At 73.9% G+C, this 23,717-nt stretch carries 24 protein-coding genes; 6 read left to right on the top strand and 18 right to left on the bottom strand.

The features are described from left to right. Positions 1–46: 46 nt before the first annotated feature. From EXE44_RS13360 to EXE44_RS13310, 11 genes are all read right to left on the bottom strand, one after another. Complete coding sequence (locus tag EXE44_RS13360) at positions 47–1,222, bottom strand: bifunctional oligoribonuclease/PAP phosphatase NrnA (protein WP_137717563.1); 1,176 nt, start codon at positions 1,220–1,222, stop codon at positions 47–49. 123 nt (positions 1,223–1,345) lie between these two features. Then, a complete protein-coding gene (locus EXE44_RS13355; RefSeq protein ID WP_137717562.1) occupies positions 1,346–2,248 on the bottom strand; it encodes an SDR family oxidoreductase in 903 nt (300 codons plus the stop codon). Continuing rightward, positions 2,245–2,697 carry a DUF5791 family protein gene (locus EXE44_RS13350; RefSeq protein ID WP_137717561.1) on the bottom strand — a complete coding sequence of 151 codons (453 nt, stop codon included), beginning with the start codon at positions 2,695–2,697 and terminating at the stop codon, positions 2,245–2,247. Before EXE44_RS13350 ends, EXE44_RS13355 begins: the two co-directional genes overlap by 4 nt. A 69-nt stretch (positions 2,698–2,766) precedes the next feature. Next, positions 2,767–5,991 carry a hypothetical protein gene (locus EXE44_RS13345; protein ID WP_137717560.1) on the bottom strand — a complete coding sequence of 1,075 codons (3,225 nt, stop codon included), beginning with the start codon at positions 5,989–5,991 and terminating at the stop codon, positions 2,767–2,769. Then, positions 5,985–6,644 carry a hypothetical protein gene (locus EXE44_RS13340; protein ID WP_137717559.1) on the bottom strand — a complete coding sequence of 220 codons (660 nt, stop codon included), beginning with the start codon at positions 6,642–6,644 and terminating at the stop codon, positions 5,985–5,987. Before EXE44_RS13340 ends, EXE44_RS13345 begins: the two co-directional genes overlap by 7 nt. Next, positions 6,635–7,108, bottom strand: a complete 474-nt coding sequence (locus tag EXE44_RS13335; protein ID WP_137717558.1) for a hypothetical protein — start codon at positions 7,106–7,108, stop codon at positions 6,635–6,637. Before EXE44_RS13335 ends, EXE44_RS13340 begins: the two co-directional genes overlap by 10 nt. Before the next feature lie 6 nt (positions 7,109–7,114). Next, entirely contained in the window at positions 7,115–7,615 is a 501-nt protein-coding gene (locus tag EXE44_RS13330; protein WP_137717557.1) for a hypothetical protein, read from the bottom strand. Positions 7,616–7,712: 97 nt separating this feature from the next. Further along, entirely contained in the window at positions 7,713–9,539 is a 1,827-nt protein-coding gene (locus tag EXE44_RS13325) for a type II secretion system protein (protein WP_137717556.1), read from the bottom strand. Continuing rightward, the gene (locus tag EXE44_RS13320) at positions 9,536–11,485 is read right to left on the bottom strand and encodes an ATPase, T2SS/T4P/T4SS family (protein WP_137717555.1); all 1,950 of its coding nucleotides are present in this window, start codon (positions 11,483–11,485) and stop codon (positions 9,536–9,538) included. The genes EXE44_RS13325 and EXE44_RS13320 overlap by 4 nt, the downstream gene beginning before the upstream one ends. A 74-nt stretch (positions 11,486–11,559) precedes the next feature. Beyond that, the gene (locus EXE44_RS13315; RefSeq protein WP_137717554.1) at positions 11,560–12,021 is read right to left on the bottom strand and encodes a hypothetical protein; all 462 of its coding nucleotides are present in this window, start codon (positions 12,019–12,021) and stop codon (positions 11,560–11,562) included. Positions 12,022–12,028: 7 nt separating this feature from the next. Then, on the bottom strand, positions 12,029–12,616 hold the full coding sequence (locus tag EXE44_RS13310; RefSeq protein WP_137717553.1) for a DUF1515 domain-containing protein: 588 nt from the start codon (positions 12,614–12,616) through the stop codon (positions 12,029–12,031). Positions 12,617–12,690: 74 nt separating this feature from the next. On the opposite strand from EXE44_RS13310, the gene EXE44_RS13305 reads away from it, so the two are divergent. Together EXE44_RS13305 and EXE44_RS13300 are read left to right on the top strand one after the other, a co-directional pair. Continuing rightward, a complete protein-coding gene (locus tag EXE44_RS13305) occupies positions 12,691–13,770 on the top strand; it encodes a tubulin/FtsZ family protein (protein ID WP_137717552.1) in 1,080 nt (359 codons plus the stop codon). A 74-nt stretch (positions 13,771–13,844) separates the two neighbouring features. Continuing rightward, the gene (locus tag EXE44_RS13300) at positions 13,845–14,543 is read left to right on the top strand and encodes a phosphoglycerol geranylgeranyltransferase (RefSeq protein ID WP_121563568.1); all 699 of its coding nucleotides are present in this window, start codon (positions 13,845–13,847) and stop codon (positions 14,541–14,543) included. Positions 14,544–14,571: 28 nt separating this feature from the next. Here EXE44_RS13300 and EXE44_RS13295 read toward each other — a convergent pair whose 3' ends face one another. After that, positions 14,572–15,219, bottom strand: a complete 648-nt coding sequence (locus EXE44_RS13295; protein ID WP_137717551.1) for a riboflavin synthase — start codon at positions 15,217–15,219, stop codon at positions 14,572–14,574. A 121-nt stretch (positions 15,220–15,340) separates the two neighbouring features. On the opposite strand from EXE44_RS13295, the gene EXE44_RS13290 reads away from it, so the two are divergent. Then, positions 15,341–15,661, top strand: a complete 321-nt coding sequence (locus EXE44_RS13290) for a hypothetical protein (protein ID WP_137717550.1) — start codon at positions 15,341–15,343, stop codon at positions 15,659–15,661. An 11-nt stretch (positions 15,662–15,672) separates the two neighbouring features. Here the strand turns inward: EXE44_RS13290 and EXE44_RS13285 are convergent, their stop codons facing one another. From EXE44_RS13285 to EXE44_RS13270, 5 genes are all read right to left on the bottom strand, one after another. Further along, entirely contained in the window at positions 15,673–17,079 is a 1,407-nt protein-coding gene (locus EXE44_RS13285; protein WP_137717549.1) for a Xaa-Pro peptidase family protein, read from the bottom strand. After that, positions 17,076–18,920, bottom strand: coding sequence for a UvrD-helicase domain-containing protein (locus EXE44_RS13280; RefSeq protein WP_137717548.1), 1,845 nt, complete (start codon positions 18,918–18,920; stop codon positions 17,076–17,078). Before EXE44_RS13280 ends, EXE44_RS13285 begins: the two co-directional genes overlap by 4 nt. A 106-nt stretch (positions 18,921–19,026) precedes the next feature. After that, entirely contained in the window at positions 19,027–19,185 is a 159-nt protein-coding gene (locus EXE44_RS20800) for a hypothetical protein (RefSeq protein WP_167551915.1), read from the bottom strand. Between the two features lie 86 nt (positions 19,186–19,271). Next, on the bottom strand, positions 19,272–19,454 hold the full coding sequence (locus EXE44_RS13275; protein ID WP_137717547.1) for an HVO_0416 family zinc finger protein: 183 nt from the start codon (positions 19,452–19,454) through the stop codon (positions 19,272–19,274). Between the two features lie 152 nt (positions 19,455–19,606). Further along, entirely contained in the window at positions 19,607–20,149 is a 543-nt protein-coding gene (locus EXE44_RS13270) for a CDP-2,3-bis-(O-geranylgeranyl)-sn-glycerol synthase (protein ID WP_137717546.1), read from the bottom strand. Positions 20,150–20,253: 104 nt separating this feature from the next. Here EXE44_RS13270 and EXE44_RS13265 point away from each other — a divergent pair, with 104 nt between their 5' ends. After that, a complete protein-coding gene (locus tag EXE44_RS13265) occupies positions 20,254–21,093 on the top strand; it encodes a proline dehydrogenase family protein (protein WP_137717545.1) in 840 nt (279 codons plus the stop codon). A gap of 81 nt (positions 21,094–21,174) precedes the next feature. After that, positions 21,175–21,888, top strand: coding sequence for a DUF502 domain-containing protein (locus tag EXE44_RS13260; RefSeq protein ID WP_137717544.1), 714 nt, complete (start codon positions 21,175–21,177; stop codon positions 21,886–21,888). A gap of 51 nt (positions 21,889–21,939) precedes the next feature. Here EXE44_RS13260 and EXE44_RS13255 read toward each other — a convergent pair whose 3' ends face one another. Next, on the bottom strand, positions 21,940–22,869 hold the full coding sequence (locus tag EXE44_RS13255; RefSeq protein WP_121563582.1) for a branched-chain amino acid transaminase: 930 nt from the start codon (positions 22,867–22,869) through the stop codon (positions 21,940–21,942). Between the two features lie 234 nt (positions 22,870–23,103). Between EXE44_RS13255 and EXE44_RS21100 the strand changes: the two genes are divergently transcribed. Then, a partial coding sequence (locus EXE44_RS21100; protein ID WP_206750387.1) for a hypothetical protein occupies positions 23,104–23,717 on the top strand: 614 nt, incomplete at its 3' end.

The following is a 23,717-nucleotide window of genomic DNA, read 5'->3' as shown; positions in this document are numbered from 1 at the left end:
TCGCGCCGCCGGGGGCGTCGCGGCGACCGTCGGCTCGCCGACCCGGTCACACGTCGCCCGCCATCGCGCGGAACAGCCCGTCGGCGAGCGCGTCGCGGTCGACGGTCTCCGGTTCCCCCTCTCCGGTGGGGTCGACCTCCGGTTCGATCGTCCCGCCGCCCATCCGGGAGTGCCCGCCGCCGTTCCCGTTGTCCACGTCGTCTAACACCGCCGCTATCGCGTTGCCCATGTGGACCCGGTCGTCGCGCGACCGTCCCGAGAGGTGGACGGTCTCGTCGCGCTCGCCGATCACCACGACGGCGCTGACTCCCTCCAGCTGGATCAACTCGTCCGCGGCCTGCGGGATCGCGTCGACGTTGTTCACGCCGCCGACGTCGGCGACCGCGAACGACCCCTCGATCCGACGCCCCGCGATCGCCCGGGCCTTCACCTCCAGCACCTCCGCGTCGACCGCGGGGTTCGCGATGCGGTCGAGCCGGTCCTGGTCGACGCCGGGGTAGAGGTAGGCGGCCGCCGCGAAGTCGGGCTCGCTGGCGCCGACGGTGAGGTGTTTCGTGTCCGCCAAGATTCCGTACAGCAGGCCCGTCGCCGTGTCCGTCGACAGCGTGAGGTCGCTCGCCGTCTCGCTCGCGTGCTTGTCCGGCGGGACGGGGACCGCGTCGTTGTCCCGGAAGTACTCGGCGACGACCGACGCGGTCGCGCCGTAGTCCGTCCGCACGTCGGTGAACAGCTCGCCGGCGCCGTCCCCGGGATGGTGGTCGACGACCGCCATCGGCAACACGCCGTCGGCGCCGGCGAACCCCCGCGGCTCGTTGTGGTCGACCAGGACGACCGACTCCGCCGCGAGGTCGCTCACGTGCTCGATCGGCTCCAGTTCGAGATCGAGGACCGTCCGGAACGCTCGGTTCTCTTGATGGCGGATCTGACCGGGGTACTGGACGGTGGCGTCGACGTCCACCTGGTCGGCGAGCGAGGCGACCCCGACCGCGGCCGACATCGCGTCGGGGTCCGGGTTGGGGTGCATCAACACCGTGATCTCGTCTTCGGCGGCCAGCAGTCGGCGGAACTTCACCCCGGCCGTCCGCCGGGACCGGAGGACGACCAGGCCGACGCCGACGGCGATCAGGACGACGAGCGCCGCGGCGACGGCGAGCTCGGGGTTCTCCCGGGCCATGGTCGCCGCCTGCGAAAACCGGTCGCCGACCGCGCTCATCGCTCGCATGCGTTGTGGCGAGTCGCTCCCGACACATGAAGGTTCGTTACCGTTCCGACCGACCGGAACCGACGGAACGCCCCGCGATCCCGCGGCCCTGCGGCGGCGCGGTCGCGGTTCGACGGGGGCGCTCTACTCGCGCCGCGCCCGGAACGCGCGCACGGCGTCGCGGTACCCCGACCGGAACGTGGGGTGGGCGAACTCGTAGCCGAGCTCGCGGAGCAGCGCGTTCGAGCACCGCTTGCTCGTCCGGATCCGGCGCTCCGCTGCCGCGGAGAGGTCGCCGGCCGCGATCCGCTCGTCCTTCGACAGCTTCTCCGGGCGCGGGACGCCGCAGGCGTCCGCGAGCCAGTCGGCGAACGCGTGCTTGTCGACCGGCTCGTCGTCGACGACGAGGACGGCGCGGTCGCGCGCCTGATCTGTCTCCAGCAGGTGCCGGACCGACCCCGCGGCGTCGTCGCGGTGGACCATGTTCAGGTAGCCGGCCGTCACCGGCCCCTCCACGTACCGCTCCAGCCGGTACCGCTCGGGGCCGTACAGCCCCGCGAACCGGACGACCGTCCCGTCGATCCCGGCGTCCGCCGTCCGCTCGGTCGCGATCCGCTCCGCCTCGGCGAGGACGCGGGTCTTCTCGGTGGTCGGCTCGACCGGCGTCTCCTCGTCGACCCACCCGCCGTCGTGGTCGCCGTACACGCCCGTCGAGGAGGTGTACACCAGTCGGTCCGGCGGCGACGCCCGCGAGCCGTACTCGTCGACGACGTTCGCCAGGCCGTCGACGTACACCGCCCGCGCCGCGTCGGCGCCGCGCCCGCCGGAACTGGCCGCGAAGACGACCGCGTCCGCGTCCGGGAGCGCCGAGAGCGACGCCGGATCGGTCGCGTCCGCGCGGACGGCCTCGACATCGGGGCCGACGGCGTCGACCGCGTCGAGCCCCGCGTCCGACCGCCGGACGCCGGTCACCGCGTGACCGCGGGCGTCGAGCTGGTCCGCCAGCGCCAGCCCGATGTAGCCGCATCCGACGACGACGACCCTCATGGCTTGCGTCGCTCGATGACCGCGAGGATCTCGGCGAGCTGCCCGAGGGTCATCCTCGTCCGCCCCTCCAACGCCTGCTGGACCTCCTGGCCGGTGAGGTCGGCGTCGATCTTCGCGGCGATCGCGTCGACGTCGAGGACGGCGGTCGCCATCCCCATCAGCAGGTGGTCGCGCACCTCGGCCACCATCGCGTCGGCGTCTCGGTCCGGGTTCGCCGCCGCGAGGACGGCGGTCGCGTCGTCGAGCGAGAGCGCCGCGACCTCCCCGTCGCGGAGGGCGTCCGCGTCCGCCTCGGTCAGTCCGACCTCCCCGACCAGCCGGTCGGGGTCGACCGCCGCGGCCGCCTCCGTCACCATCGCCTCGAAGGCGGCGAGCAACTCCTCCGCCGCCGGCTCGTCGGCGTCGACGTCGGGTCCGGCGCCGCGACCGTCGACGACCTCGTGGAACATACCCTCACTCGGTCGCGCCGTCTCAAAACGCCTGCGGTCGGGCGCGTGCCGCTCGGTTCCCGCCGCCGTTCACCCCGCCGTACACTCGTCTCCGTCACCCGGCGACGCTGTCAGCGGCCCCGGACACGGCCAGCCGGCGGACGTCTCCTCGCGCGTCCCGCCGACGTCGCCGACGCCGGGCGGTCCGGCGGGGACGGCGACGACAATGACCGTCCGCGTCTCGAACGCGACCGGCTCCGTGGCGCCGAGCGCGACCGACTCGCCGTCCACCTCGACGCTGACCGCGCCGGGCTCTCGGACGTACTCGAACGGGCGCCCGGGCGTTCCGACGTTCGCGCGGAGGGCGAACCGCGGGTACTCCCCGCGCACCTCGACGTGCCACGCGTTGACCGTCGCCACCCAGTACCCTGGCACGGGCGCGACCGGCAGCCCCGCGCCGACGGTCCGAACGGGCTCCGGGACCCGCTCGTCCGGGACCGACGCGACCGCCTTCCTCGCGCGCCCCTCGATCGCCGACTCGACCCGCTTCCGGCGAATCGCGCGGGACGCGGCGGTCGCCTCGTCGACGAACCGGGCCGGCACGCGGACCGCGTCTCGCCCCGCCTCCGCACGCGCCTCGACGCGGAGGTGCGCCGCGAGCCCGAGCCGCTCGGCCGACGACAGGGACCCGACCCGGGCCGCCTCCGCCGCGACGCGGTTCGGGTACTCGCCGTCGCCGACCGCGACGGCCCGCTCGCCGAGCGAGTCGTACTCGGCCGCGACGGCGTCCAAGACCGCCTTCCGCCGTCCGCGCGAGAGGTCCGTCCGCTCCGCGAGCCGCGCCGCCAGCGCCTCGTCGACCCGTCGCAGCGAGGCGTCGACCCGCCCGGCGAGTGCGCGGCGGTCGGCGCGCAGGTCGTCGCCGTCGGCCGCCGCGAGCGCCTCGTCGGCCGCGAGGAGCGCCTGCCCGGCGACGCCGATCCGGACCGTGTCGTCGGTGCCCAGGATCCGGTCCGCGATCCCCCCGGAGACGTCCCCGTACGGGAGCGTGACGTAGTTCACGTTCCGTGTCGCGAGCGGTCGCGTCGTCGTGCCGTCCACGCCCGCGACGCGCTCGCCGTCGACCGCCGTCCGCGGGAGGTACCCCGGCGACCCCTCCGGCGCGAACGTGACGGCGCCGCCCGGCCCACCGCCGCCGACGGCGTAGGTCCCCGGGTCGCGGGCGGCCTCGCGGCTGGCGATCACCTCGCCCACCGGCGGGCCCCCGAACGCGTCGTTCACGCGGTCGAGGACGCCGTCGGTCGCCGCCTCCCGGTCCTCGGCCGCCGACTCCAACTCCGCGACCACGGCGTCGAGGTACGCGACGCGGGCGGCGACGCGCGCCCGGTCGACGGCGCCGTCGTACCTCGCCGGGGCGTCCCGGAGGCGCTCCCGGCGGTCGCGCACGGCCGCGGCGAGGTCCCGGTACGGCGTCGACTCGCCGACCGCCGCGTCGGTCATCGACGCCTCGGTCTCCACCCCGCGGACGCGCTCGGACAGCTCCGAGACGTCCCTCGCGATCCGGTCCACGTCCGCGTCGGAGCGGTCGCCGTACACGACCGCCGACCGCGTCTCGTCGCCGAACTCGACGGCCTCGCGCGCCAGTCGGTCGACGTCGCGATCGGTCTCGACGCCGAGTTCCGCCCGCGCGGCCGCCGGGGTGTTCGCGAGGTCCGGACCGGCGACGCCGCGGCCCTCGGCGGCCCCGAACGTCGCCGTCGGCCGGTCGGGCGCGTCGACGCGCGGCGCGTACGTTCCGGCCACCGACACGCGGACGCGGTAGCGGTCCGTCGCCTCATCCCGCGTCACGGCGCGGTCGACGCTCACGTTCGCGACCGTCCCGTTCGGCCCGCGCTCGACGACCCGGCGCTCCCACGTCGCGGTCGCGGTGCGCTCGACGACGACCGTCCGGGTCGCGCGGCCGAACGACACCGACTCGCCCGCAGACACGGTCGCGCCGTCGGTCCCCGTCCGGAGCTCGCTCCCGTCGGTCACGCGGACGCGTTCCGTCCGCGACGTGTCGACGCGGCGCCACGGTTTGTCGAGCCGAGAGCGCGGTCGGTCCGGCGACACGGGGCCGCCGTCGACGACCCGCGTCGCCTCCGCCTCCGCCGTCGCCTCGACGCGGTGGCTCGCCCGCAGGATCGATTCGAGGTCGTCGTGGACGCGGGTCGCGGCGCGGTCGGCCGCGTGACCGACCTCGACCGTGGCGGTCTCGCCCGTCGCCTCCCCGCCCGGGTCGAAGGCGGCGTCCTCGCTCGCCGTCGCGTCGCCGGTCGAAGCCGCGGACTCTCCCTCCACGTCCCCGGTCGGCGTCGGCGCGCCGAGGACGGCGTCGGTCCAGGCGGCCTCGCGGACGCCGGTCGGCGACAGCAGGTCGGTCACGCCGGTGCGAGCGGTCGCCCGGGCGACGCCGCCGCGCGCGTCGGGGTCGCTGGTCCCGAACACGTCCCGCTGGACGCGGACGATGCCGGCGTTCGTCGACAGCTCGACGTGCCGGTTCGCGACGACGTTCTCGACGGGGGCGCCGGCGTACTGGCCGTACCCGCGGGCCCACGCCATCGCGTAGAGGCTGGCGGTGACCTGTCGCCCGAGTCCGGGTCCCTCCACAGGCCCGCGGTTGAGCCGGCGCTCGAACCGCTCGGTCCGCTCGTGAGCGGCCAGCGTCGGGACGGCGACCGTGACCGTCCGCGGTCGCGTTCGGTTGACGACCGTCCGACCGTCCCGGGTCGCGGTCGTCGCGACGCCCTCGAAGGTGACCCGGGTCGCGGTACCGTTGGCGGCCGGTTCGACGCGGACCCGGTCGCGCGCGGCGACGAGGTCGTCCGCCGAGTCGACGGGCGGGAGCGAGACGCTCGCCGTCACGGCGCCGTGATCGCTCTCGACCGCGCGCAGCGCCTCGGCGCCGGCGATGGCGAGTCGAATCCGGAACGCGTCCTCGAACGCGGACCCCTCGCGGACCGCTTCGGCCCCGGGCCCGGTCCCCTCCGGCGCGCGCGTCACCGGGGCCGCCGCCGCGTCGTGGGCAGCCTCGCGGGCGGCGCTCCTGAGCGCGGCGGTGGCGTCGGCGTCGACGCGCTCCACGGCGCGCTCGACGCGGCGGTCCTCCCCGACCAGCCCCTGCTCGGCGAGGCCCGCGGCGTACGCCGAACTCGTCACGAGCAGCAGCACGCCGACGAGCGCGAACGGGACCCGCGCCCGCTCGTCGACGGCGAACGTCCGCGCGCGACCGGCGTTCGGGGACCGACCGCGCCCTCGATTCCCCACGCTCACCACCTCCTGACGACGATCCGAACGACGCCCTTCGACGGGCGGCGTTCGCCGCTCGCATCGCTGAACCCGTCCGGGACCGGCTGTCGGACCACGGCGACGGCGACGTCGGCGGTTCGCGGCGGCTCGGGGCCGACGGCGACCGACCCTCCCGCGTCGTCCACGCCGTGCGCTCGGCCCCGCCCGCTGACTCCCCGCGTCGGAACCGCCGCACCGACGATCGAATGCGGTGACGAGGCGGCCTCGCCTCGCGCCGGTGGGGCCCCGGAGCGCCGCCGCGCGTCGCTGCCCGGTATGCCCCCGGCGGCGCCGCTCCGGCTCGCTGCGTCGTCGCGCCGGACCGTCGCGTCGACGCGCGTCCGCGGCCCGATTCCCGCGCGAACGGACGCGACGGCCTCGCGGTCGAACGCCCCTTCGGCGTCGCGGACGGCGAGCAGCGCGAGCAGCTCCGCCCGCGTCGCGGTGACGCGCCGCGTGCCGTTCGGCGCGTCCCCGTCCGGGTACGCCACGGTCGCGGTCTCTGTGACGAGTCGGTCGGCGGCGTCGGTCGGGGTCGGGCCGCCGGGACCGCCGGCGTCGGTCGCGCCGAGCGCGACGACGCTGGCGGAGACGCACAGCAGCAGCACCGTCACGTCGAGGACGGTGCTGGTCACCGCCACACCACCGCCCGGAGCGTCCCCCGGACGTTCCGTCCCGGCGCCACGCGCACCGTCACCCGCCGCTCGGCGACCGCGACCGCCTCCGGCGACCGGGCCCCCGGCGGTCCCGGCGCCTCCGGACCGGACGCGGCCGACCACCGCTCGCCGCCCGCCTCCAGTTCGATCGCCGTCGCCGTCCCCGGCGCCTCCGCCCGCCGCAGCCGCTTCGGGTCGACCACGCCCCCGACGGTGACCGCGTCCTCGACGCGGTCGAGCGCCGCCGTCGCGCTCGCTCGGTCCTCGTCGGGCGCCGCGTCCGCGAACGCGCCGGCGTACAGTCCCAGCGCGAGTCCGACGACGATCACCGCGACGAGCGCGGCAACCGGCTCGACGGCGGCGCGATTGGCGGCCGGGAACGGAGGAGCCGGGTCCGTCGTCGCCCCCGGCGCCGTCGAATCGCCCGGCCTCGCGGAGTCCGGTAACACGCGCGATCACCCCACGAGCGTGACGCGGACGTCGCCGTAGTGTACCCGTCGGACCGTGATCCGCTCCGGCGCCGGCGTCCAGGTCGCGTCCGCCGCCCGCGCCCGCTCGGCCGCAGCCGCGAACGCCGACGGGTCGTCGAACGCCGCGTCCGGCGGCGCGCCGTCGAGTACGCGCCGGAGCCGGGCGTCCGTCACCGCGGCCGGCGCCACGCCCGCCGTCGGCCGGACCACCGGCGTGATCCGCGGCGCGTCGAGTGCCGCCCGCGCCGTTCCCCGATCGTCGCCGAGCGAGACGGCGCCCGCCGAGATCCGGATCCGGTCCGCCGCGATTCCGTGCTCGGCGGTCGCCGGATACTCCCCGTCCGCGACCGAGTCGACCGTGCGCGCGACGCCGTCGGCGTCCGGCGGCGGCGAGGCTGGAAACGCGGCCGCCACGCCGACGGCCGCGACGCTCACGACGGCCAGGCCGAGCCACGCGTACGTGGCGTCGAGGTGGGTCTCGAACATGGCGCGGCTGGCCGCGGTTTGGTATATAAAGGATCGGGGTCGCGGGCCGGTGGCGCTGGCCGGCGTCGACCGCCGTCGCGTCCTCCCCCGCCAAGTATCAGAACAGCAGGCCGGCGCCGGCGAACGCGACGAGGAACGTCGCGGTGGCCGTCGGCAGCGCGATCCCGATCCGATACGCCACCAGCGTCCGGTCGAACCCGCGTTCCAGCCCCGTCGCCAGCCCGGTGAGGAGCGCGGCGAGCAGCAGCACGTACGTCCCCACGATCCGGCCGAGCACCGGCACCGACAGTGTCCCCGCGCCGCCGCTCGCCCCAGCCGGACCGCTCCCGCCTGCGGCGCCCCCCGCTTCGACGCCCGCGCCGCCGCCGGCGCTCAGCCCGCCGCCGAGCGCGTCGGCGCCCGCCGCCGCCCCGACACCGAGCCCACCGACGTCGACCGCGTCGATCCCGGTCGCGAGCGCGACGGTCGCCCCGCCGACGAGCGGCGCGAACACGGCGGCGGTGTTCGAGAGGGTCCCCGTGACGGTCGCCAGCTGGCGGCGCGCGTCGCGTTCGAGGTCGCGCAGGGACTCCAGCTGGTCCGCGAGCTCCAGCAGCACGTCGCCGGCGGGCCTTCCCTCCCGCGCGGCGACGGCGAGCAGCGCGATTGCGCCGCGGAGCCTGGGCGACGGGACGGCGGCCGCCGGGCCGCCCCGCCCGAGGAACGCCTCGCGGACGCCGACCCGCAGCGTGTCGCTGCGCCGCCCGGCGCGCTCGAACACCTCGCCTGTCGCGCCGTCCAGCCGCTCGCCGGCGTTCGCGACGGCGGTCTCGACCGCGATCCCCTCGGCCACGTCGCCGCCGATCACGGTCATCGCGTCGGGGAGTCCCCGCTCCACGTCGCGCACGTCCGACAGCACCGCCCGACGGGGCCGCGCGAGAACGAACAGCGCGCTCCCGACGCCGACGCCGACGCCCGCGACCGGCCACGCCCACGGCGCCACGAGCCGCGCGGCGACGACGGCTGCCGCCGCGCCGAGCGCGAGGCCGGCGAGGAGCGCCGACCCGCCCCGGTCCGGCACGTCGGGGTGATCGCCGTCGATCCGCGGCGGCGGGAACGCGACCGGGCGACGGAAGAGCAGCCACGCCGAGGCGGCCACCAGCCCGCTCGGGAGCGCGACGAGGTACAGGCCGGCGACGAGCCCGGGGCCGATCGCGACGCCGGCGGCGGCGCCCGCGGGAAGCAATGCGATGAGCGCCAGCGGGAGCAACACGCCGAACGCGTACAGCGCGGAGACCGGGCCCCGAACCGCGCCGACGAACGACGCGAGCCGGTCGGTCGTCCCGGAGAGCGTCGCGTCGAGCGCGCGGTCGAGGCACCGTCCGCGGCGCTCGGGCGGCGCCGTCGCAGCCGTCCGGACCAGCGCCGCGGCGCGGTCGATCGCCGGGAACCACGGGCGCCACTCGCGTGCGAACGCCTGAAGGCCGCTCGTCGGCCCGTCCGCGCTCCCCCGCTCGTGGCGGGCGAGCGCCGCGGCCAGCGGCCCGTCCCCGGTCCGCCCGGCGAACCGCACCGCGCGCTCTGTCGAGGGGTCGAGGCGCATCCGCAACACGAGTCGACCGACGAGCCCCGGCGCCGCGCCGAGCGCCCGCGTCCGCCTGAGCGAGGCGAGCCAGACCGGCGCCCGATGGACCGCGTGGACCCCGCCGACGAAGGCGGCCAGCCCCGCGGGTGCGGCGGCGACCGCGCCGGCGACGAGCGCCGCGACGGCGGTGACGACCCCGCCCGCGACGACTCCGATCCGGTACCCGAGGCTGACGATCCGTTCGGGGGAGCGGTCCCACCCGAGGAACGCGACCGCCCGCCGTAGCTCCTCCGAGGCCCCCTCCCCTTCGTCGCTCGATCTGACCGATCTGTCGGATCGGGGCGACTGGGTTCCCGTCATCGGTCGCCCCCCACGTACCTGGCCGGGGCGGTCCGCCCGGTCCGAACCGCTTCCCGGATCCCGTCGGCCCGCCGATCGACGGCCGCTCGTACCGCCGCGTACGACTCGTCCCTGCCCGCGAGGCCCTCGATCAGTCGGCTCTCGCCGCGGTCGATCCGCCCCGTCGCGACGAGTCCGTCCCGGGTGCGCTCGAAGAGCGGCTCGAAGCTCACCCCCTCGCCGCGGTCGGCGACCTCGACGATCGATTCGACGCGGTGGGAGTCGAGCACCGCGATCAGGTCGGTCGCGGCGAACGACGAGCGGGGGACGCCGAGGTCGGTGACGACGCGCTCCTCGACGGCCGCCGGGTCCTCGCCGTGGATCGTCCCGAGGACCGTCTCGCCGGCGGCGCCGACGCGCATCGCCTCGTACAGCGCCCGCGCCTCCTCGCCGCGCACCTCGCCCACGCTCAGCGCGCCGCCGCCCATGCGGAGCGCGGTCCGCACGGCGTCCGCCGGCGCGAGCTCGGCGCCGTCCCCGACGCGGAGCCGCTGGGCGTCCCGGCCGGCGTCCGCGAGCGCGTCGACTGGCAGTTCCGGCGTGTCTTCGACGACGACCGTCCGCGTTTCGGCGGGCAGTTCCCACAGCAGCGCTCCGAGCGCGGTCGTCTTCCCCGCGGCCCGTCCCCCGGCGATCAGCCCGGCCACGCCGCGCTCGACGGCGACCGACAACAGCCCGGCGGCCGCGGGCGTGAGCGTGTCGACGGACGCCAGCCGAGCGAGCGTCCACGCCTCCGGGTCGCCGCGGCGGAAGGTGAACGAGAGGCCGTCGCTCGCCGGCGCCGTGGCCGCGGCGACCCTGACGCGCCCGGTCTCGGACTCGATCGTCGCGTCGAGCGTCGGGGTCGCACGCGAGAACGCCCGCCCGCTCTCCCGCCGGAGCCTGGACGCCAGCGTGGCCGCCCCCTCCGGCGGGAGCCGGACGTTCGTCCGGCACCGCTCGCCGTCGAGGACCACGCGGAGCGGGTTCTCCGCCACCGGCGCCGTCACCGTCGCGTCGCTCACGCGCTCGTCGGCGAAGACGTGCTCGAACGCGCCGTAGCCGTGCGTGTGCCGCCGCAGCACCTCGGTCAGGTCCGCGACCGGGTCGCCGTCGTCCGCGGCCGATCGAACCGCTCGTCCGGGCGCTCTGTCGCCCCCGCGGGGATCGCCGAGCAGCCGGTCCCGCGCGTCGGCTAGCGTCGCGACGGCGTCGGCGTCCAAGTCGGCGCTCGGCGGCGTGAGGTGGTACGTCCTGAGGGAGTCGTCGCCCTCGTAGAGCCGGACGGTCGCCCCGGTCGCGACCGTCCAGCGGTCGACCAGCGTCGCGCCCGGCGGCGGCGCGGCCGCGACGCGCGCTGTCGCGGCCGTCGGGCCGACGTGCGCGCGGAGGATCTCGCCGAGGTCGCCGAGGTCGCGGTCGCCATCGACGCCGTCCGCGCCTCCGGCGAGCTCTTCGGCGGCCGACAGCAGCCCCGTCTCGGTCGCGACGCGCTTCGCGGGGCCCGCGCGGCCGGCCGCCTCCGCCGCCGCGCCGAGCGGGTCGCGGACGACACGGTCGGCGAGCCGTTCCTCGTGGAACCCGATCCGCTCGCGGAACCGTCCCGCGGCGATCAGGAGCTCGGCCGCCCGGTCGGCGTAGGAGCGCTCTCGGCCGCGGTGCCGCGTCCTGATCACGTCGGCGTCGCGGTCGGCGAGCGCCGAGACGACGGTCGCGAGGCAGTCCGGGCTCGCGGCGAGGTCGCCGCGCCCGGGGCAGCCGTCGGCGTCGACGTCGAGCACGACCCGGTCCTCGACGCCCGTCCCCACGGGCTCGCGGAACGTCGGCTCGCACCGACACGCGCCGGCACCGTCGTCGACCCACGGGAGCCGTCCGAGCGGCGTCCCGCCGTCGCCGTCGGCGAGTCGTTCGGTGAGGTCGAGGTTCATGCCGGCCGTGGCCGCGGTTCGGTACATAAACGATCGCCCGCTCACTCGCCCCCGTTCTCCGCCACCGACCAGCTTCAGCCGATGCGACCGATCCGGACCGTCGGTCCCCCGTCGTCGACGTACCGGATCCGGATCCGGTTGGGTCCCGGTCGGAGTTCGATCGGGCCGCCGACGATGTCGACGGCCGTCTCCGCGGGTCCCGTTCCGACGCGGAGCGTGCGCTTCGGTCCGCCGTCGATCCGGTACGCGAGCGCGACGCCGCCCGGTCCCTCCGCCGACTCGACGAGCGCGACGCGGTCCGTCTCGGCCGCGGCGAACCCGGTCGGGACGCGCAGGAGGACCGTCGTCCCCGCCGCCATCGCCGGGTCGCTCACGGGGGTCGACCCGCTGACGACGCCGCCGATCGCCCGCTCCAGTCGGTCCGTCTCGACGCCGAGCCGCTCCGCCGTCGTCGCGGTCCGGGCCGTCTCGACCGCGGGCATCGACGCCGCCAGCAGCGCGACCGCCACGAGGACCGTGAGGACCACGCGGATCACGGCGCGCTCACAGCGACTCCCGGAGCCGGTCCAGCGCGTCCGTCGCCCACGCGCCGCCGTCGTCGCTCGCGCCACCGCCGCCCTCGATGCTCCCCTCACCGCCGGTGCGGGGGGCGGAACCCGGCCCGTCGTCCGGCAGGGCGGCGTCGAGGGCGCTCTCCGACGGGACCGCGCCGTCGGCGGGGCCGGCGTCGGTCGCATCTTGGTCGAGTTCGTCGTCACGGTCGGCGTCGCGGTCCGCCCCTCGACTCGCTTCGGTCGCCCGCGCCAGCGCCAGGTCGGCCCGCCGCTCGACCTCGTCGTTGACCGCCCTGACCGCTCCCGCGTAGCCGCGGATGGCCTGCGTCGCGGCCTCCAACTCCGCGACGCGTTCCTCCACGTCGTCGAGCCGCGATTCGAGCCGCTCGCGCTCGGCCGTCGCCCGCGCCTCCCCGGCGGCGTCCGCCGGGCGCGCGTCGCCTCCGGTCACCGCGCGCTCGACGGCGCGGAGCCGGGACTCGATCCGGTCGTTCGGGCCGTTCGCGTCCGTCGGCGTCGCGGCCTCCGACTCCGTCTCCGCTCTCGACGGCTCGGTCCCGCGTGCGTGATCGGTCATGCGGCCCGTTGCCCGCGGTTCCCTTCTTAAACCTCGGGGAAAGGGTATTGTCGCGGGGGGTGGTACGTCCCCGCATGAAGGCAGTCCTCCTCGGCGTCGGACAGGCCGGCGGGAAGCTGGCGACCGCCATCACCGAGTTCGACGCCGACGCCGGCTACGGCGCGGTCCTCGACGCGCTCGCCGTCAACACCGCCGCGGCCGACCTCGACCCCCTCCCGCTTGAAACGGTCCTCGTCGGGCAGTCCCGAGTCAACGGCCACGGCGTCGGCGGCGACAACGAACTGGGCGCCGAAGTGATGGATGAAGACGCCGTCGAGGTGCTCGACGCGCTCGCCCCGAAGGTCACCGCGGAGGCCGAGGCGGTGTTCGTCGTCGCCGGCCTCGGCGGCGGGACCGGCTCCGGCGGCGCGCCGGTCCTCGTCCGCGAACTGAACCGCGTGTACGACGTGCCCGTCTACGCCATCGGCGTCCTCCCCGGCCGCGACGAGGGGACGATGTACCAGGTGAACGCCGGCCGGTCGCTGAAGACGCTGGTCCGCGAGGCGGACGCGACGATCCTGTTGGACAACGACGCGTGGCGCTCCGCGGGAGAGTCCGTCGAGGGCGGCTACGAGGCGATCAACGCCTCGATGGCGAAGCGGATCGGCCTCATCCTCGCCGCCGGCGAGGCGGTCGAGGGCGTCGGCGAGTCGGTCGTCGACACGAGCGAGGTGATCAACACGCTTCGCTCGGGCGGGATGGCCGCGGTCGGCTTCGCGTCGGCGCCGGCGGCCGAGGACCCGCAGGAGAACGTCACCACGGTGACCAGCGCGGTCCGGAGCGCCGTGATGACGGGGCTCTCGCTGCCGAACGCGACCGACGCCGACGCCGCCCTCGTCGCGGTCGCGGGCGACCCGGACCGGATCTCGCGGAAGGGCGCGGAGAAGGCCCGGAAGTGGCTTCAAGAGGAGACGGGGTCGATGCAGGTCCGCGGCGGCGACTTCCCGCTTGACTCCGAGCGGATCGCCGCCTTGGTCCTCCTCGCGGGCGTCGAGCGCTCCCAGCGCGTCGAGGCGTTCTTAGAGCGCGCGCGGCAGGCGGTCCGCGACGAGCGCGAGGAGAAGCCCGACCCGGCGGCCGCGTTCGAGAACGACGAGATCGACGATCTGCTGTAGGCTCGGCGCTCTCCTCGCCCGCCCGCGAGACAGGTTCCGCACCTTTTTGGTCACGCCCGGTGGAGTTTCGCCCGATGACTAACCCGTGGGACGACTGGGACCACGTGCTGAAGGTCGACCCCGACAAGGACCTCCGCCCGGGCGAGACCTTCGAGGACGTGTGCCGGACCGGGACGGACGCGATCGAGATCGGCGGGACCCTCGACGTCACCGCGGAGAAGATGACGCGCGTCGTCGACGCCGCCGCCGAGTACGACGTGCCGCTGTACCAGGAGCCGTCGAACCCGGGCGTCGTGATCGACTCCCCGTCGCTCGACGGCTACCTGATCCCCACCGTGTTCAACGCGGGCGGTCCCTTCTGGATCACGGGCGCCCACAAGGAGTGGGTGCGCATCGACGACCTCGACTGGAGCCGGACCCACACTGAGGCGTACATCGTCATGAACCCCGAGGCCTCGGTCGCCCAGCTGACGGAGGCCGACTGCGACCTCAGCGCCGACGACGTGGGGGCGTACGCGAAGGTCGCCGAGCGCATGTTCGGCCAGGAGATCGTCTACGTCGAGTACTCGGGCACCTTCGGCGACACGGAGAAGGTCGCGGCCGCCCACGACGCCTTGGACGACGCCACCCTCTTCTACGGCGGCGGCATCCACGACTACGAGTCGGCCAACGAGATGGCCGCCCACAGCGACGTGATCGTCGTCGGCGACCTGCTCCACGACGAGGGCGTCGACGCCGTCCGCGAGACGGTGAAGGGCGCGAAGGACGCCTGAGACCGTCGACAGCGCAGTCAGCTCCCGCTCAGTCCGCTCCCGCGTACCCGTCCAGCATGTTCTCGACGTACTTCGCGATCACGTCCACCTCCAGGTGGACCGGGTCGCCGACCGACTTCTCGGAGAGCGTGGTGAGGTCGTAGGTGGTCGGGATGATCGCGACGTCGAACTCGTCGCCGCGCTTCTCGGCGACCGTCAGCGAGATGCCGTCGAGCGTCACGGAGCCCTTGTCGACGAGGTAGTCGCCGTGCCCCTCGGGGATCGCGAAGGTGAACCGCCAGTCCTCGCCGACGCGCTCGATCCCCCGGACCTCGGCGACCGTGTCGACGTGGCCCTGAACGACGTGGCCGTCGAACCGCCCGTCCGCGGGCATCGCCCGCTCGACGTTGACCGCGTCGCCCTCGCGCACGTCGCCGAGGTACGTCTTCGCGACCGTCTCGCTCGCGAGGAACACCTCGAACCAGTCGGGCTCGTCGCCCGCCTCGCCGCCGTCGCTCGCCTCGACCGCGCCGCCGGTCCCGTACTCCTCGACGGTCAGACAGACGCCGCTCACGCTTATCGACTGCCCGTGATGGAGGTCGTCGAACCCGTCGACGCCGATCCGCAGGCGGAGTCCGTCGTCGGTCTCGGTCCGCTCGCGGACCGCGCCGGTGCCCTCGACGATGCCGGTGAACATACCGGAACTGGGGGCGGGCGACGGTTATCGGTTCTGGGTCAGCGCGGTCCGGGGGCCGCCCCCGTCACGCGGCGGCGCTGCGCCGGGCCCCTTTTCTCCCCCGGGGATCAACTGAGGGTCGATGCGACTCGGACTGCTGGACATGATCGGGCTGGCGGCCTCGCTCGTCTTCGCGCTGCCGCTCGCCAACTACGCCGTCATCCGGCTGGCCGCCGGCGAGACCGCGCTCGGTGCCGGGCTGCTCGTCGTCGCCGCCGCGATGGTCGTCCTCCCGCAGTACTTCCTCGACCCCGCGCGGATCGCCCGCAAGCTCTTGTCCGGGCTGCTGCCGCGCCAACTGCGCGGCGACCCCGACGGGACGGCTTCGGGTCGAGCGGGCGACGACGAGTCCGGGTCGACGGACGCCGCCGCGGTCGACGGCGACGACGCGACGGGGCGGTAGCTCGCTGGCCTTCAGACGGCGTCCGCGTCCGACCGCTTCTCCGGCACGATTCCGAACGGGTACTCGGCCAGTATCTCGTACCCCTCGTCGGTGACGACGATCAGGTCCTCCAGCCTGACCCCGCCGACCTCGGGGTCGTAGACGCCCGGTTCGACGGTCACCACGTGCCCCGGCCGGAGCTCGCCCGCGCCGGACAGCGACGGCCCCTCGTGGAGGCTCACGCCGACGCCGTGGCCGGTGCCGTGGGTGAAGCCGGCCTCGCCCTCGCCCGCGTTCGGGTCGAAGCCGTACGCGGCCAGCTCCGCGGTCGCCTCGCCGTGGACGGTCTTCGCCGGAACTCCGGGCTCGACCTCGTCGAGCGCCGCCTCGCGGGCGGCCTCGACCGCGACGTACGCGCGGCGCTCCCAGCCGCCGTCGCCGTCGACGACGAACGTCCGAGTCACGTCGCCGTAGTACCCGTCCGGGCCGCGCGGAGAAACGTCGAGCAGCACCGTCTCGCCGGGCCGGATCGGGTCGTCGCCGACGTAGTGGAGATCGGCCGCGGAGGGGCCGGCGCCGATCACCGTGTTGCCGGCGTCGCGGACGCCGCGCGCGGCGAGGACCGCGTTCACCTCGCGCCGGAGCCGCTCCGTCGTGAGGGGCTCGTCCTTCCAGCGGAGCGGCGGGCGGCGGTCCGTCTCCGCCTCCTCGCCGCCGTCGCCCCCGTCGTCGTCACCCCCGCTCTCGTCGACCTCGCTCTCGGCGAGGATCGCCTCGGCGCGGGCCATCCCGGCGACCGCCGCGCGCTGGACGCGGCGGTGCCGGTCGACTTCGGCGGGCGTCTTGCGCGCCCGGGCGTCGGCGACCGCATCGGTCGAGGCCAACTCGACCCCCGCGCGTTCGAGGTACACCGCGGCGTCGTGCGGGATCGAGGCGGGCGCGAGGACGGTCGGGTCGGCGCCCTCGGTCGCCGAGTTCGGGTCGTCGACGAGTTCGTTCACGACCGCGGCCGCGCGCTCGCCGGCGTGGTCGCCGACGCCCTCGGTCCGGACCTCGCGAGCGACCCCGTCGTGGAACGTCGTCTCGGCGTCGTCCGGTCCGTCGGCGTCGGTCGCGCCGGCGGGCCCGCGCGCGGCCGAGACGAACTCCCGCTCCGCCTGCTCGCGGAACAGCGCGGGCGCGCAGAGGACGGCTCGACCGGCCGGCGCGTCGGCCGGCGTCTCCCCGTCCCCGCCGCTCGGCGCGACGACCAGCGCGTACGGGCGGTCCGGCCCCGAGAACCGCGTCAGGTAGCGGAGGTCGTCGTCGTCGCGGTCGCCGACGGCGACGAACGCGGCCGCGTCCGCCTCGCGGACCGCCTCGACGACGGGCCGGAGGTCGGTCCGGAGCGGGCGGGGTCCTCCCTCGCCGTCTCCCGGCGTCGCGTCGCCCCCGCTCACGGCTCGGGTTCGGGGACCGCCAGCTCCGCCTGGACCTCGTCGACGAGCTCTTGGGCCGGCTCGTCGCGGAGCTCGTTGAACAGGAGGACGCTGATCGGGAGCGTCGGCGCGCCGCTGATGAGGCTCTCCATGATCACGAGCCGCTCGCGGGCGCGGGACATCCCGACGTAGAAGACGCGGCGCTCGTTGTCGGTGAGGACCGGCACGGGGCTCGTCGACTTCGTGAACTCCTCGACGCCGTCGACGTCGGTCGGGTCGTCGATGGAGGCCGCCATCTGCTCGACCACCTTCTCCGTGAGGTCGGTGGCGACGAACACGTGGTCGGCCTCGCGACCCTTCGCCGAGTGGATGGTGCCGACGCGGACGCGGGTCGGGTCGGTGCCCCGGTAGTCGCCGTCGAAGTACGCGCCCATCGACTTGCGCTGGAAGCTCGTCACCTTCCGGACCATGTCGTCCGCGCTCGCGGTGTCCGGCATGAAGGGGATGTACTCGTTCAGCGTGTCGGCGGCGACCTCGATCTCGGCCACGTCGTCGGCGTCGGCCGCCTCCTCGCGGTCGTCGAGGAAGTCGTAGAACTCCTCGCGGTCGTGGGTGCCGAACGCGGAGTCCTGGAGCATATCCGCGAGCCGCCGCGCCTCGAGGCCGGTGACGGGCTCGTCCGCCTCGGCCTTCTCGATGGCGCTGACGTAGTCTTGGACCCGGTCGGTCCACATGCGCCCGTCGGTGAGCATCGTGAACGGGATGCCGTGGTCGATGAACTCGTCGATGAAGTCGAACATCTGGTAGCGCGCCCGGAACAGGCACATGATGTCGCCCTCGTCGTCCTCGACGGTGTACCGGACGTTCCGGACGAGCTCGATCATCGAGGGCGACTCGATCGCCTCCACGGTGCCGCCCTCCTTGCGCGGGTGGAGGTCCTTCTCCTGCCGCTTGTCGATGTGGCGGATCTCGGCGTTGACGACGTTGAGGATCTCCGAGGGGAGCCGGTAGGAGTTCGGCAGGACCACGTCCTCGTCGACCTCGGTGTCGAGGAGGAGGTCGGGGTCGGCGCCCTGCCACGCGTAGACGACCTGGTCGTCGTCGCCGGCGATGAGCACTTTCTCCATGTGCGGGCGCCACTCCTCGAAGACGTTGTACTGGAGCGTCGTGATGTCCTGGAACTCGTCGATGATCAGGTAGTCGACGCTGGGGACGAGCGAGCGCTGCGCGACCCGTTCGAGCATGTCGGCGAAGCCGACGAGGTCGTTGTCGCCCTTGTACGCGCGCCACGCCCGGATCGTCTCGGGGATGTCGATCCGGTCGTCGTCGGACGGCCACGTCGGCGTGTACTTGTTCCCCTGCTGGGCGTTCGGGTCCTCCTCGGGCGGGAGCCGGACCTCCTCGACGTTCCACTGGAAGGGCACGTCGTACCAGTCGGCCACGTCGCGCTCGGTGCGCTGGAGCCACTGCGAGGTGGCGATGATCTTGTTGCCGATTGTCGTCGACCGCGCGGTGCGGCGGCCGGCGCCGCCGTGCTGGTCCTCGAACTCGATGCCGTACTCCTCGCAGAACGCCTCCTTGTCGTCCTCGCCGACCACGTCGCCGCGCGAGAGGTCCAGCAGCTCGTACGCCTTCGCGTGCATCGTGCTGACGTTCCCCTGGAGGCTGCGCGGGGAGACGTCCAACCGCTCGGCGAGCCGCTCGCGGATCTCCGCTGCCGCCGCGCGCGTGTACGAGACGACGAGCACGTCGCGAACGTCGGCCCCCTCCTCGTCGAGAATCCCTTCGACGCGGTCCAGGAGCGCGGTCGTCTTCCCGCTCCCGGGACCCCCGAACAGCCGCGTCACCGTGGTATCAGTCATTATTACCCCCAGATTCCGACTCTCCTTAAACGCCGTGGCTCGACGGCCGTCACCCCGCGTTCCGGTCCGGCCGCGACGGACGGGCGCCTCGCCGCCCGCTCGGCCGTCAGCTGCTCCGCGTGGCGCGGGCCTCGCGGACGTCGGCGCCGTCGCGGACCAGGTCCTCGCAGGCCGGACAGACGCGGGGCCGATCGACCTCGTTCGGGGTGAACACCCGAACGTAATCTGTCGTGACGAACGAACCGCAGTTCTGACAGGTCGGCATGGTAGTCACTATCGGGTAATTCCTCATAATACTACCGGGGAGTACGACGGAAAGAAAATCCCTACACCGCGGCGTCGCCGCGGGGGTCAGTTCGGCCGCCAGTCGCAGACGGAACACCGCGCCGTTCCTTCCTCGTGGAGCGCACCGCACTCGGGACACTGGAGCTTGTTATAGGACCGCTCCCAGCCTACGATCTCTGTCTCGTGGCCGTGATCGGACAGGAACTCGTCGAACACGTCGTCGTCCGAGCTGGGTGCACTACTGGACATGCGTGCCATGGTATGCCACACCAGCATATATATCTTTCTGCCGTTCTCGTCGCTGCGAATTACGCGACCGTTCGATCAGTTTTTCTGAACAGAAGCGCAACTACGAAACTTCGATGTGCGACGACCGACACGGAAGGAGATTCCCGTCGCGTTCACCACGGCTCGTTCTTGACGCCGAGGAGATAGGCGCCGACGTTCGTGACGACGTGGAGGACGGGCGTCATCACGAGGACGACCGCGAGGACGCGCGGCGTGAACACCGCGAGCGCCCAGTCGGTGTCGACGACGAAGGCGAGGACCAGCGCGCCGCCGACGAAGTCCAACTGGTCGAGCCCGGGGAACGCGGCGCCGCGCTCGCGTCCGGACCGGCGCTTGAGGAAGGAGGCGCCGATGTCGCCGCACATCGCGCCGAACGCGAGCGCGAACGCCGCCGGGAGCGCGAACGTCGGCAGATCGGCGCCGAGCGCGGCGCTCGCCGGGTCGGCGAGGCGGTTGAGCGCGAGCGCGAGCAGCACGCCGACGAGTGTCCCCACCGCGGTCCCGCGCCACGTCTTCCCGTCGCCGAGCAGCCGCGCGCCGCGCCACTCGCGGCCGCCGTCGATGGGGCGGCCCCCGCCGGCCAGCACCGCGGCGTTGTTGGGGACGTACGCCGGGAGCATCGCCCAGAACGCGGTCGCAACGAGCGTACCGATCATGTCCTCACCGCCGGCGCGCGGCGTTTTATAAACCCCGGATCGGGCTTGCGGTCGTCGCCGCCGGGTCGACAAAGGTAAAGTTCGCCCCGACCGGAACTGTTCGTATGATTCCCCCCATCGCCAGTCGGTTCGTCGCCGGCGAGAGCGTCCCGTCCGCCCTCGACCACGCTCGGGCGGCGAACGAGGACGGCGTCGCGGTCATCCTGAACCTGCTCGGCGAGCACTACGACGACCCCGCGGACGCCCGCGCGGACGCCGACGCCTACCTCCAGCTCCTCGACGACATCGCCGACAGCGGCCTCGACGCCTGCGTCTCGGTGAAGCCCTCCCAGATCGGCATGGACGTGTCGGCGGACCTGTTCGAGGAGCACTACCGCGAGATCGTCGCCCGCGCCGACGAGCTCGGCGCGTTCGTCTGGTGCGACATGGAGGACGCCGACACCACCGACGCCACCCTCGACGCCTTCGAGTCCATCGCGGCCGACTACCCGTGGAGCGTCGGCCAGTGTATCCAGTCGAACCTCAAGCGGACCCCGGACGACCTCGACCGGCTCGTCGACGTCCCCGGCAAGATCCGGCTCGTGAAGGGCGCCTACGACGAGCCGTCGTCGATCGCGTACACCGACAAGGCGCGCGTCGACGAGGCGTACCGCGACGACCTCCGGTTCCTCTTCGAGCGCCGCGACCGCGGGATCGCGGTCGGGAGCCACGACCCCGAGATGATCTCGCTCGCCGACCGGCTCGCGCGCGAGGGCGGCGCCGACTACGAGGTCCAGATGCTGATGGGGGTCCGCGAGGACGCCCAGCGCGACCTCGCCGCGCAGGGGGTCGACGTGTACCAGTACGCCCCGTACGGTGGCAAGTGGCTCTCGTACTTCTACCGCCGCGTCCGCGAGCGCAAGGAGAACCTGACGTTCGCGGTGCGGGCGGTGTTGGGAGGGTAGGCGAGGCGACCGCCGACCGGCCTCGGGCCGCCGCCGCGTGGAAGCCCTCTTAAGGATTGCCGACACATACCGATCCGATAGATGTCCACGTGGAAACGCGACTTCGCCAGCGGGCTCATCGTGCTGGCGCCGCTCCTCGTCCTCCTCTTGGTCCTCCGCTGGATCTACCAGTACATCGCGTCGATCCCGCTGATCGAGGGGCTCCAGCCCGAGATCATTCCCACGCCCCTAGAGCCCGTCTCGCGCGTCGTCATCGCGTTCGCGGTGTTCGCGACCGTCGTCCTCGCGGTCGGCTACTTCATGCGGACCACGCTCGGGCGCCTGGCGGAGTCGGCCGTGGACGACGCGATAAACCGGATCCCGGCGCTCCGGGTGGTGTACAACGCCTCGAAGCTCGCGATCGAGACGGCGATCTCCGGCACGGACGAGCTCCAGAGCCCGGTGTACATCGAGACGTGGCCGGGAATACGGATGACGGCCTTCCGGACCGGCAAGAAGACCCGCGACGGCAAGATCGTCTTGTTCATGCCGACCGCGCCGAACATCACCACCGGCTTCGTCATCGAGGTCGAGCCGGAGCGGATCGAGGAGACGGGCGAGACGGTCGAGGAGGGGATGACGCGCGTCCTCTCGGCCGGGTTCGCGGAGTCGGCCCACCAAGTCCCCGTCCACGAGGAGGCCCCCGAAGAGGGGGACGGGGCGGGTACTCCCGGCGGCTACGGTCACGTCCGGACCGACGGCACCCCGAGCGACGGGGAGGGGTCGGCGGCCGACGGCGGTAGTTCCGGCGAGTAGACGGTCCACGTTCCGGCGAGTGAACGCTCTATTGAAACTGGGTCGCGCGGATTATAGGTACGTGAACCACTCGTCGTGGTCGTCCGTCCGGCGCTCGACCAGGTCGAAGAAGGCGCTCTGGAGCTCCTCGGTCACCGGCCCGCGGGTGCCCGCGCCGATCTCCGTGTCGTCGACCGAGCGGATCGGGGTGACCTCCGCGGCGGATCCCGTGAAGAACAGCTCGTCGGCGGTGTACAGCTGCCCCCGCGAGATGACGGCCTCGTCGTGGACCTCGTAGCCCCGCTCCTCGGCGAGGGTGATCACGGTGTCGCGGGTGATCCCTTCGAGGATGGACTGGGCGGGCCCGGTGGTGTATATCTCGCCGTCGTTCACCATGAAGACGTTCTCGCCGGGCCCCTCCGCGACGTTGCCCTCCTTGTTGAGGACGATGGCCTCGACGTAGCCGTTCCGGCGCGCCTCCTCGCCCGCCAGCATGGAGTTGACGTAGAGGCCGGTCGTCTTCACGTTCGTCGGCACCTGCGAGGACGCGTGCTTCCGCCACGAGGAGACCATCACGTCGACGCCGTCCTCGAGCGCCTCCTCGCCGAGGTAGGCGCCCCACGGCCACGCCGCGAGGACGAGGTCGGTCGGGCAGTCCTTCGGCGAGACGCCGAGCGAGTCGTAGCCGTAGTAGGCGATCGGCCGGATGTAACAGGACTCCAGGTCCTGCCGGTCGAGCAGTTCGAGGGTCGCCTCGGTTATCTCCTCGCGGGAGTGCTCGATGTCCATGTCGTACATCTTCGCGGAGTCGAACAGCCGGTCGAGGTGTTCGTCCCACCGGAAGATGGCCGGCCCCCGCTCGGTGTCGTAACAGCGGACACCCTCGAACACGCCGCTCCCGTAGTGGAGCGCGTGCGTCAGAACGTGGGTCGTCGCGTCCTCCCAGTCGAGGAACTCCCCGTTCTTCCAGATCGTGTCGACGTCCATCTCGTCGAATCCCATGGTTCGTCGTTGCGGTCGGCGGGCTTAAAACTGTGACAACCGGCCTGGGACTGCCGGAACGGGCGCCGCGCCCCCCGAAGGCCTACCACGCGCCACACCCGGGATATCGGCATAGCCGGGTTCCGCGCGGCCGTCCGCGACGCGCTCCGCCCCCGGCGCCAGCACCTCCTCCCGCTCCTCGCGGCCGGCTACGTCCTCGGCGTCGCCGGACTCCTCGCGCTCGACCCGTGGCCATTGGTCGTCAAGGCGCTGTTCGTCGCCGCGCTGCCGGCGCTCGCGTACGTCGCCGCCGCGGCCGTCGGCGCGCTCGCACCCGACCGCGTCCCGACGCCGTCGCGGTCGCGGGCCGCCACGACCGCCGCGCTCGCCGGGGCCACCGCCGTCGGCCTCGTCGTCGCCCTCGCCGACGTGTCGTCGCTCGCCGTCGTCGTGATCCCGGCGGCCGCGGTGCTCGCGTGGCCGCTGGTGGGGGCACGTACCTCGGGATCTGGTTCGGGTGGTCCGACGCGTCGCCGCTGGTCGTCGCCGCGTCGTTCGCCCTCGGCGCGGCGATACGGGCGGGTCGTTGACCGGGGTGGTGTCGTTCGGAGTGCTCGTTTCGAGCGGGTCAACGGAGCCTGTTTGTTTATCAAAGTGTACTCCCGAAAACGGCGAGGATCGACACCTCCGAAGCCCCAGTCGCGAGGCCCGCGCACGCTCGCTGCGCTCCTCGTCACTCGCTTCGCTCGCTCCTGCGGTGCTTACGTCACCTGCGCGGGCCTCGCGACTGCCCCTTCGAGCCCCACCCAGCACGGCACCTCACGCCTCCCCAGCCTCGCGGCTCACGCTTCGCGGCTTCGCCGCTCGCG

This window comes from Halorubrum sp. SS7, from assembly GCF_005435055.1.
GTDB classification, from domain to species: Archaea; Halobacteriota; Halobacteria; order Halobacteriales; family Haloferacaceae; genus Halorubrum; species Halorubrum salinarum.
The sequence above is the reverse complement of the archived record's forward strand: the minus strand, read 5'-3'. Positions and strand labels throughout refer to the sequence as shown.

What these genes read in the sequence shown, in the direction of transcription:
- EXE44_RS13290 (WP_137717550.1), top strand. Translation starts at nt 15,341, where the DNA reads ATGCGACTCGGACTGCTGGACATGATCGGGCTGGCGGCCTCGCTCGTC.
- EXE44_RS13260 (WP_137717544.1), top strand. Translation starts at nt 21,175, where the DNA reads ATGTCCACGTGGAAACGCGACTTCGCCAGCGGGCTCATCGTGCTGGCG.
- EXE44_RS13275 (WP_137717547.1), bottom strand. Translation starts at nt 19,454, where the DNA reads ATGTCCAGTAGTGCACCCAGCTCGGACGACGACGTGTTCGACGAGTTC.
- EXE44_RS13270 (WP_137717546.1), bottom strand. Translation starts at nt 20,149, where the DNA reads ATGATCGGTACGCTCGTTGCGACCGCGTTCTGGGCGATGCTCCCGGCG.
- EXE44_RS13355 (WP_137717562.1), bottom strand. Translation starts at nt 2,248, where the DNA reads ATGAGGGTCGTCGTCGTCGGATGCGGCTACATCGGGCTGGCGCTGGCG.
- EXE44_RS13330 (WP_137717557.1), bottom strand. Translation starts at nt 7,615, where the DNA reads ATGTTCGAGACCCACCTCGACGCCACGTACGCGTGGCTCGGCCTGGCC.
- EXE44_RS13255 (WP_121563582.1), bottom strand. Translation starts at nt 22,869, where the DNA reads ATGGGATTCGACGAGATGGACGTCGACACGATCTGGAAGAACGGGGAG.
- EXE44_RS13280 (WP_137717548.1), bottom strand. Translation starts at nt 18,920, where the DNA reads ATGACTGATACCACGGTGACGCGGCTGTTCGGGGGTCCCGGGAGCGGG.
- EXE44_RS13310 (WP_137717553.1), bottom strand. Translation starts at nt 12,616, where the DNA reads ATGACCGATCACGCACGCGGGACCGAGCCGTCGAGAGCGGAGACGGAG.
- EXE44_RS20800 (WP_167551915.1), bottom strand. Translation starts at nt 19,185, where the DNA reads ATGCCGACCTGTCAGAACTGCGGTTCGTTCGTCACGACAGATTACGTT.
- EXE44_RS13295 (WP_137717551.1), bottom strand. Translation starts at nt 15,219, where the DNA reads ATGTTCACCGGCATCGTCGAGGGCACCGGCGCGGTCCGCGAGCGGACC.
- EXE44_RS13350 (WP_137717561.1), bottom strand. Translation starts at nt 2,697, where the DNA reads ATGTTCCACGAGGTCGTCGACGGTCGCGGCGCCGGACCCGACGTCGAC.
- EXE44_RS13265 (WP_137717545.1), top strand. Translation starts at nt 20,254, where the DNA reads ATGATTCCCCCCATCGCCAGTCGGTTCGTCGCCGGCGAGAGCGTCCCG.
- EXE44_RS13300 (WP_121563568.1), top strand. Translation starts at nt 13,845, where the DNA reads ATGACTAACCCGTGGGACGACTGGGACCACGTGCTGAAGGTCGACCCC.
- EXE44_RS13320 (WP_137717555.1), bottom strand. Translation starts at nt 11,485, where the DNA reads ATGAACCTCGACCTCACCGAACGACTCGCCGACGGCGACGGCGGGACG.
- EXE44_RS13305 (WP_137717552.1), top strand. Translation starts at nt 12,691, where the DNA reads ATGAAGGCAGTCCTCCTCGGCGTCGGACAGGCCGGCGGGAAGCTGGCG.
- EXE44_RS13325 (WP_137717556.1), bottom strand. Translation starts at nt 9,539, where the DNA reads ATGACGGGAACCCAGTCGCCCCGATCCGACAGATCGGTCAGATCGAGC.
- EXE44_RS13360 (WP_137717563.1), bottom strand. Translation starts at nt 1,222, where the DNA reads ATGCGAGCGATGAGCGCGGTCGGCGACCGGTTTTCGCAGGCGGCGACC.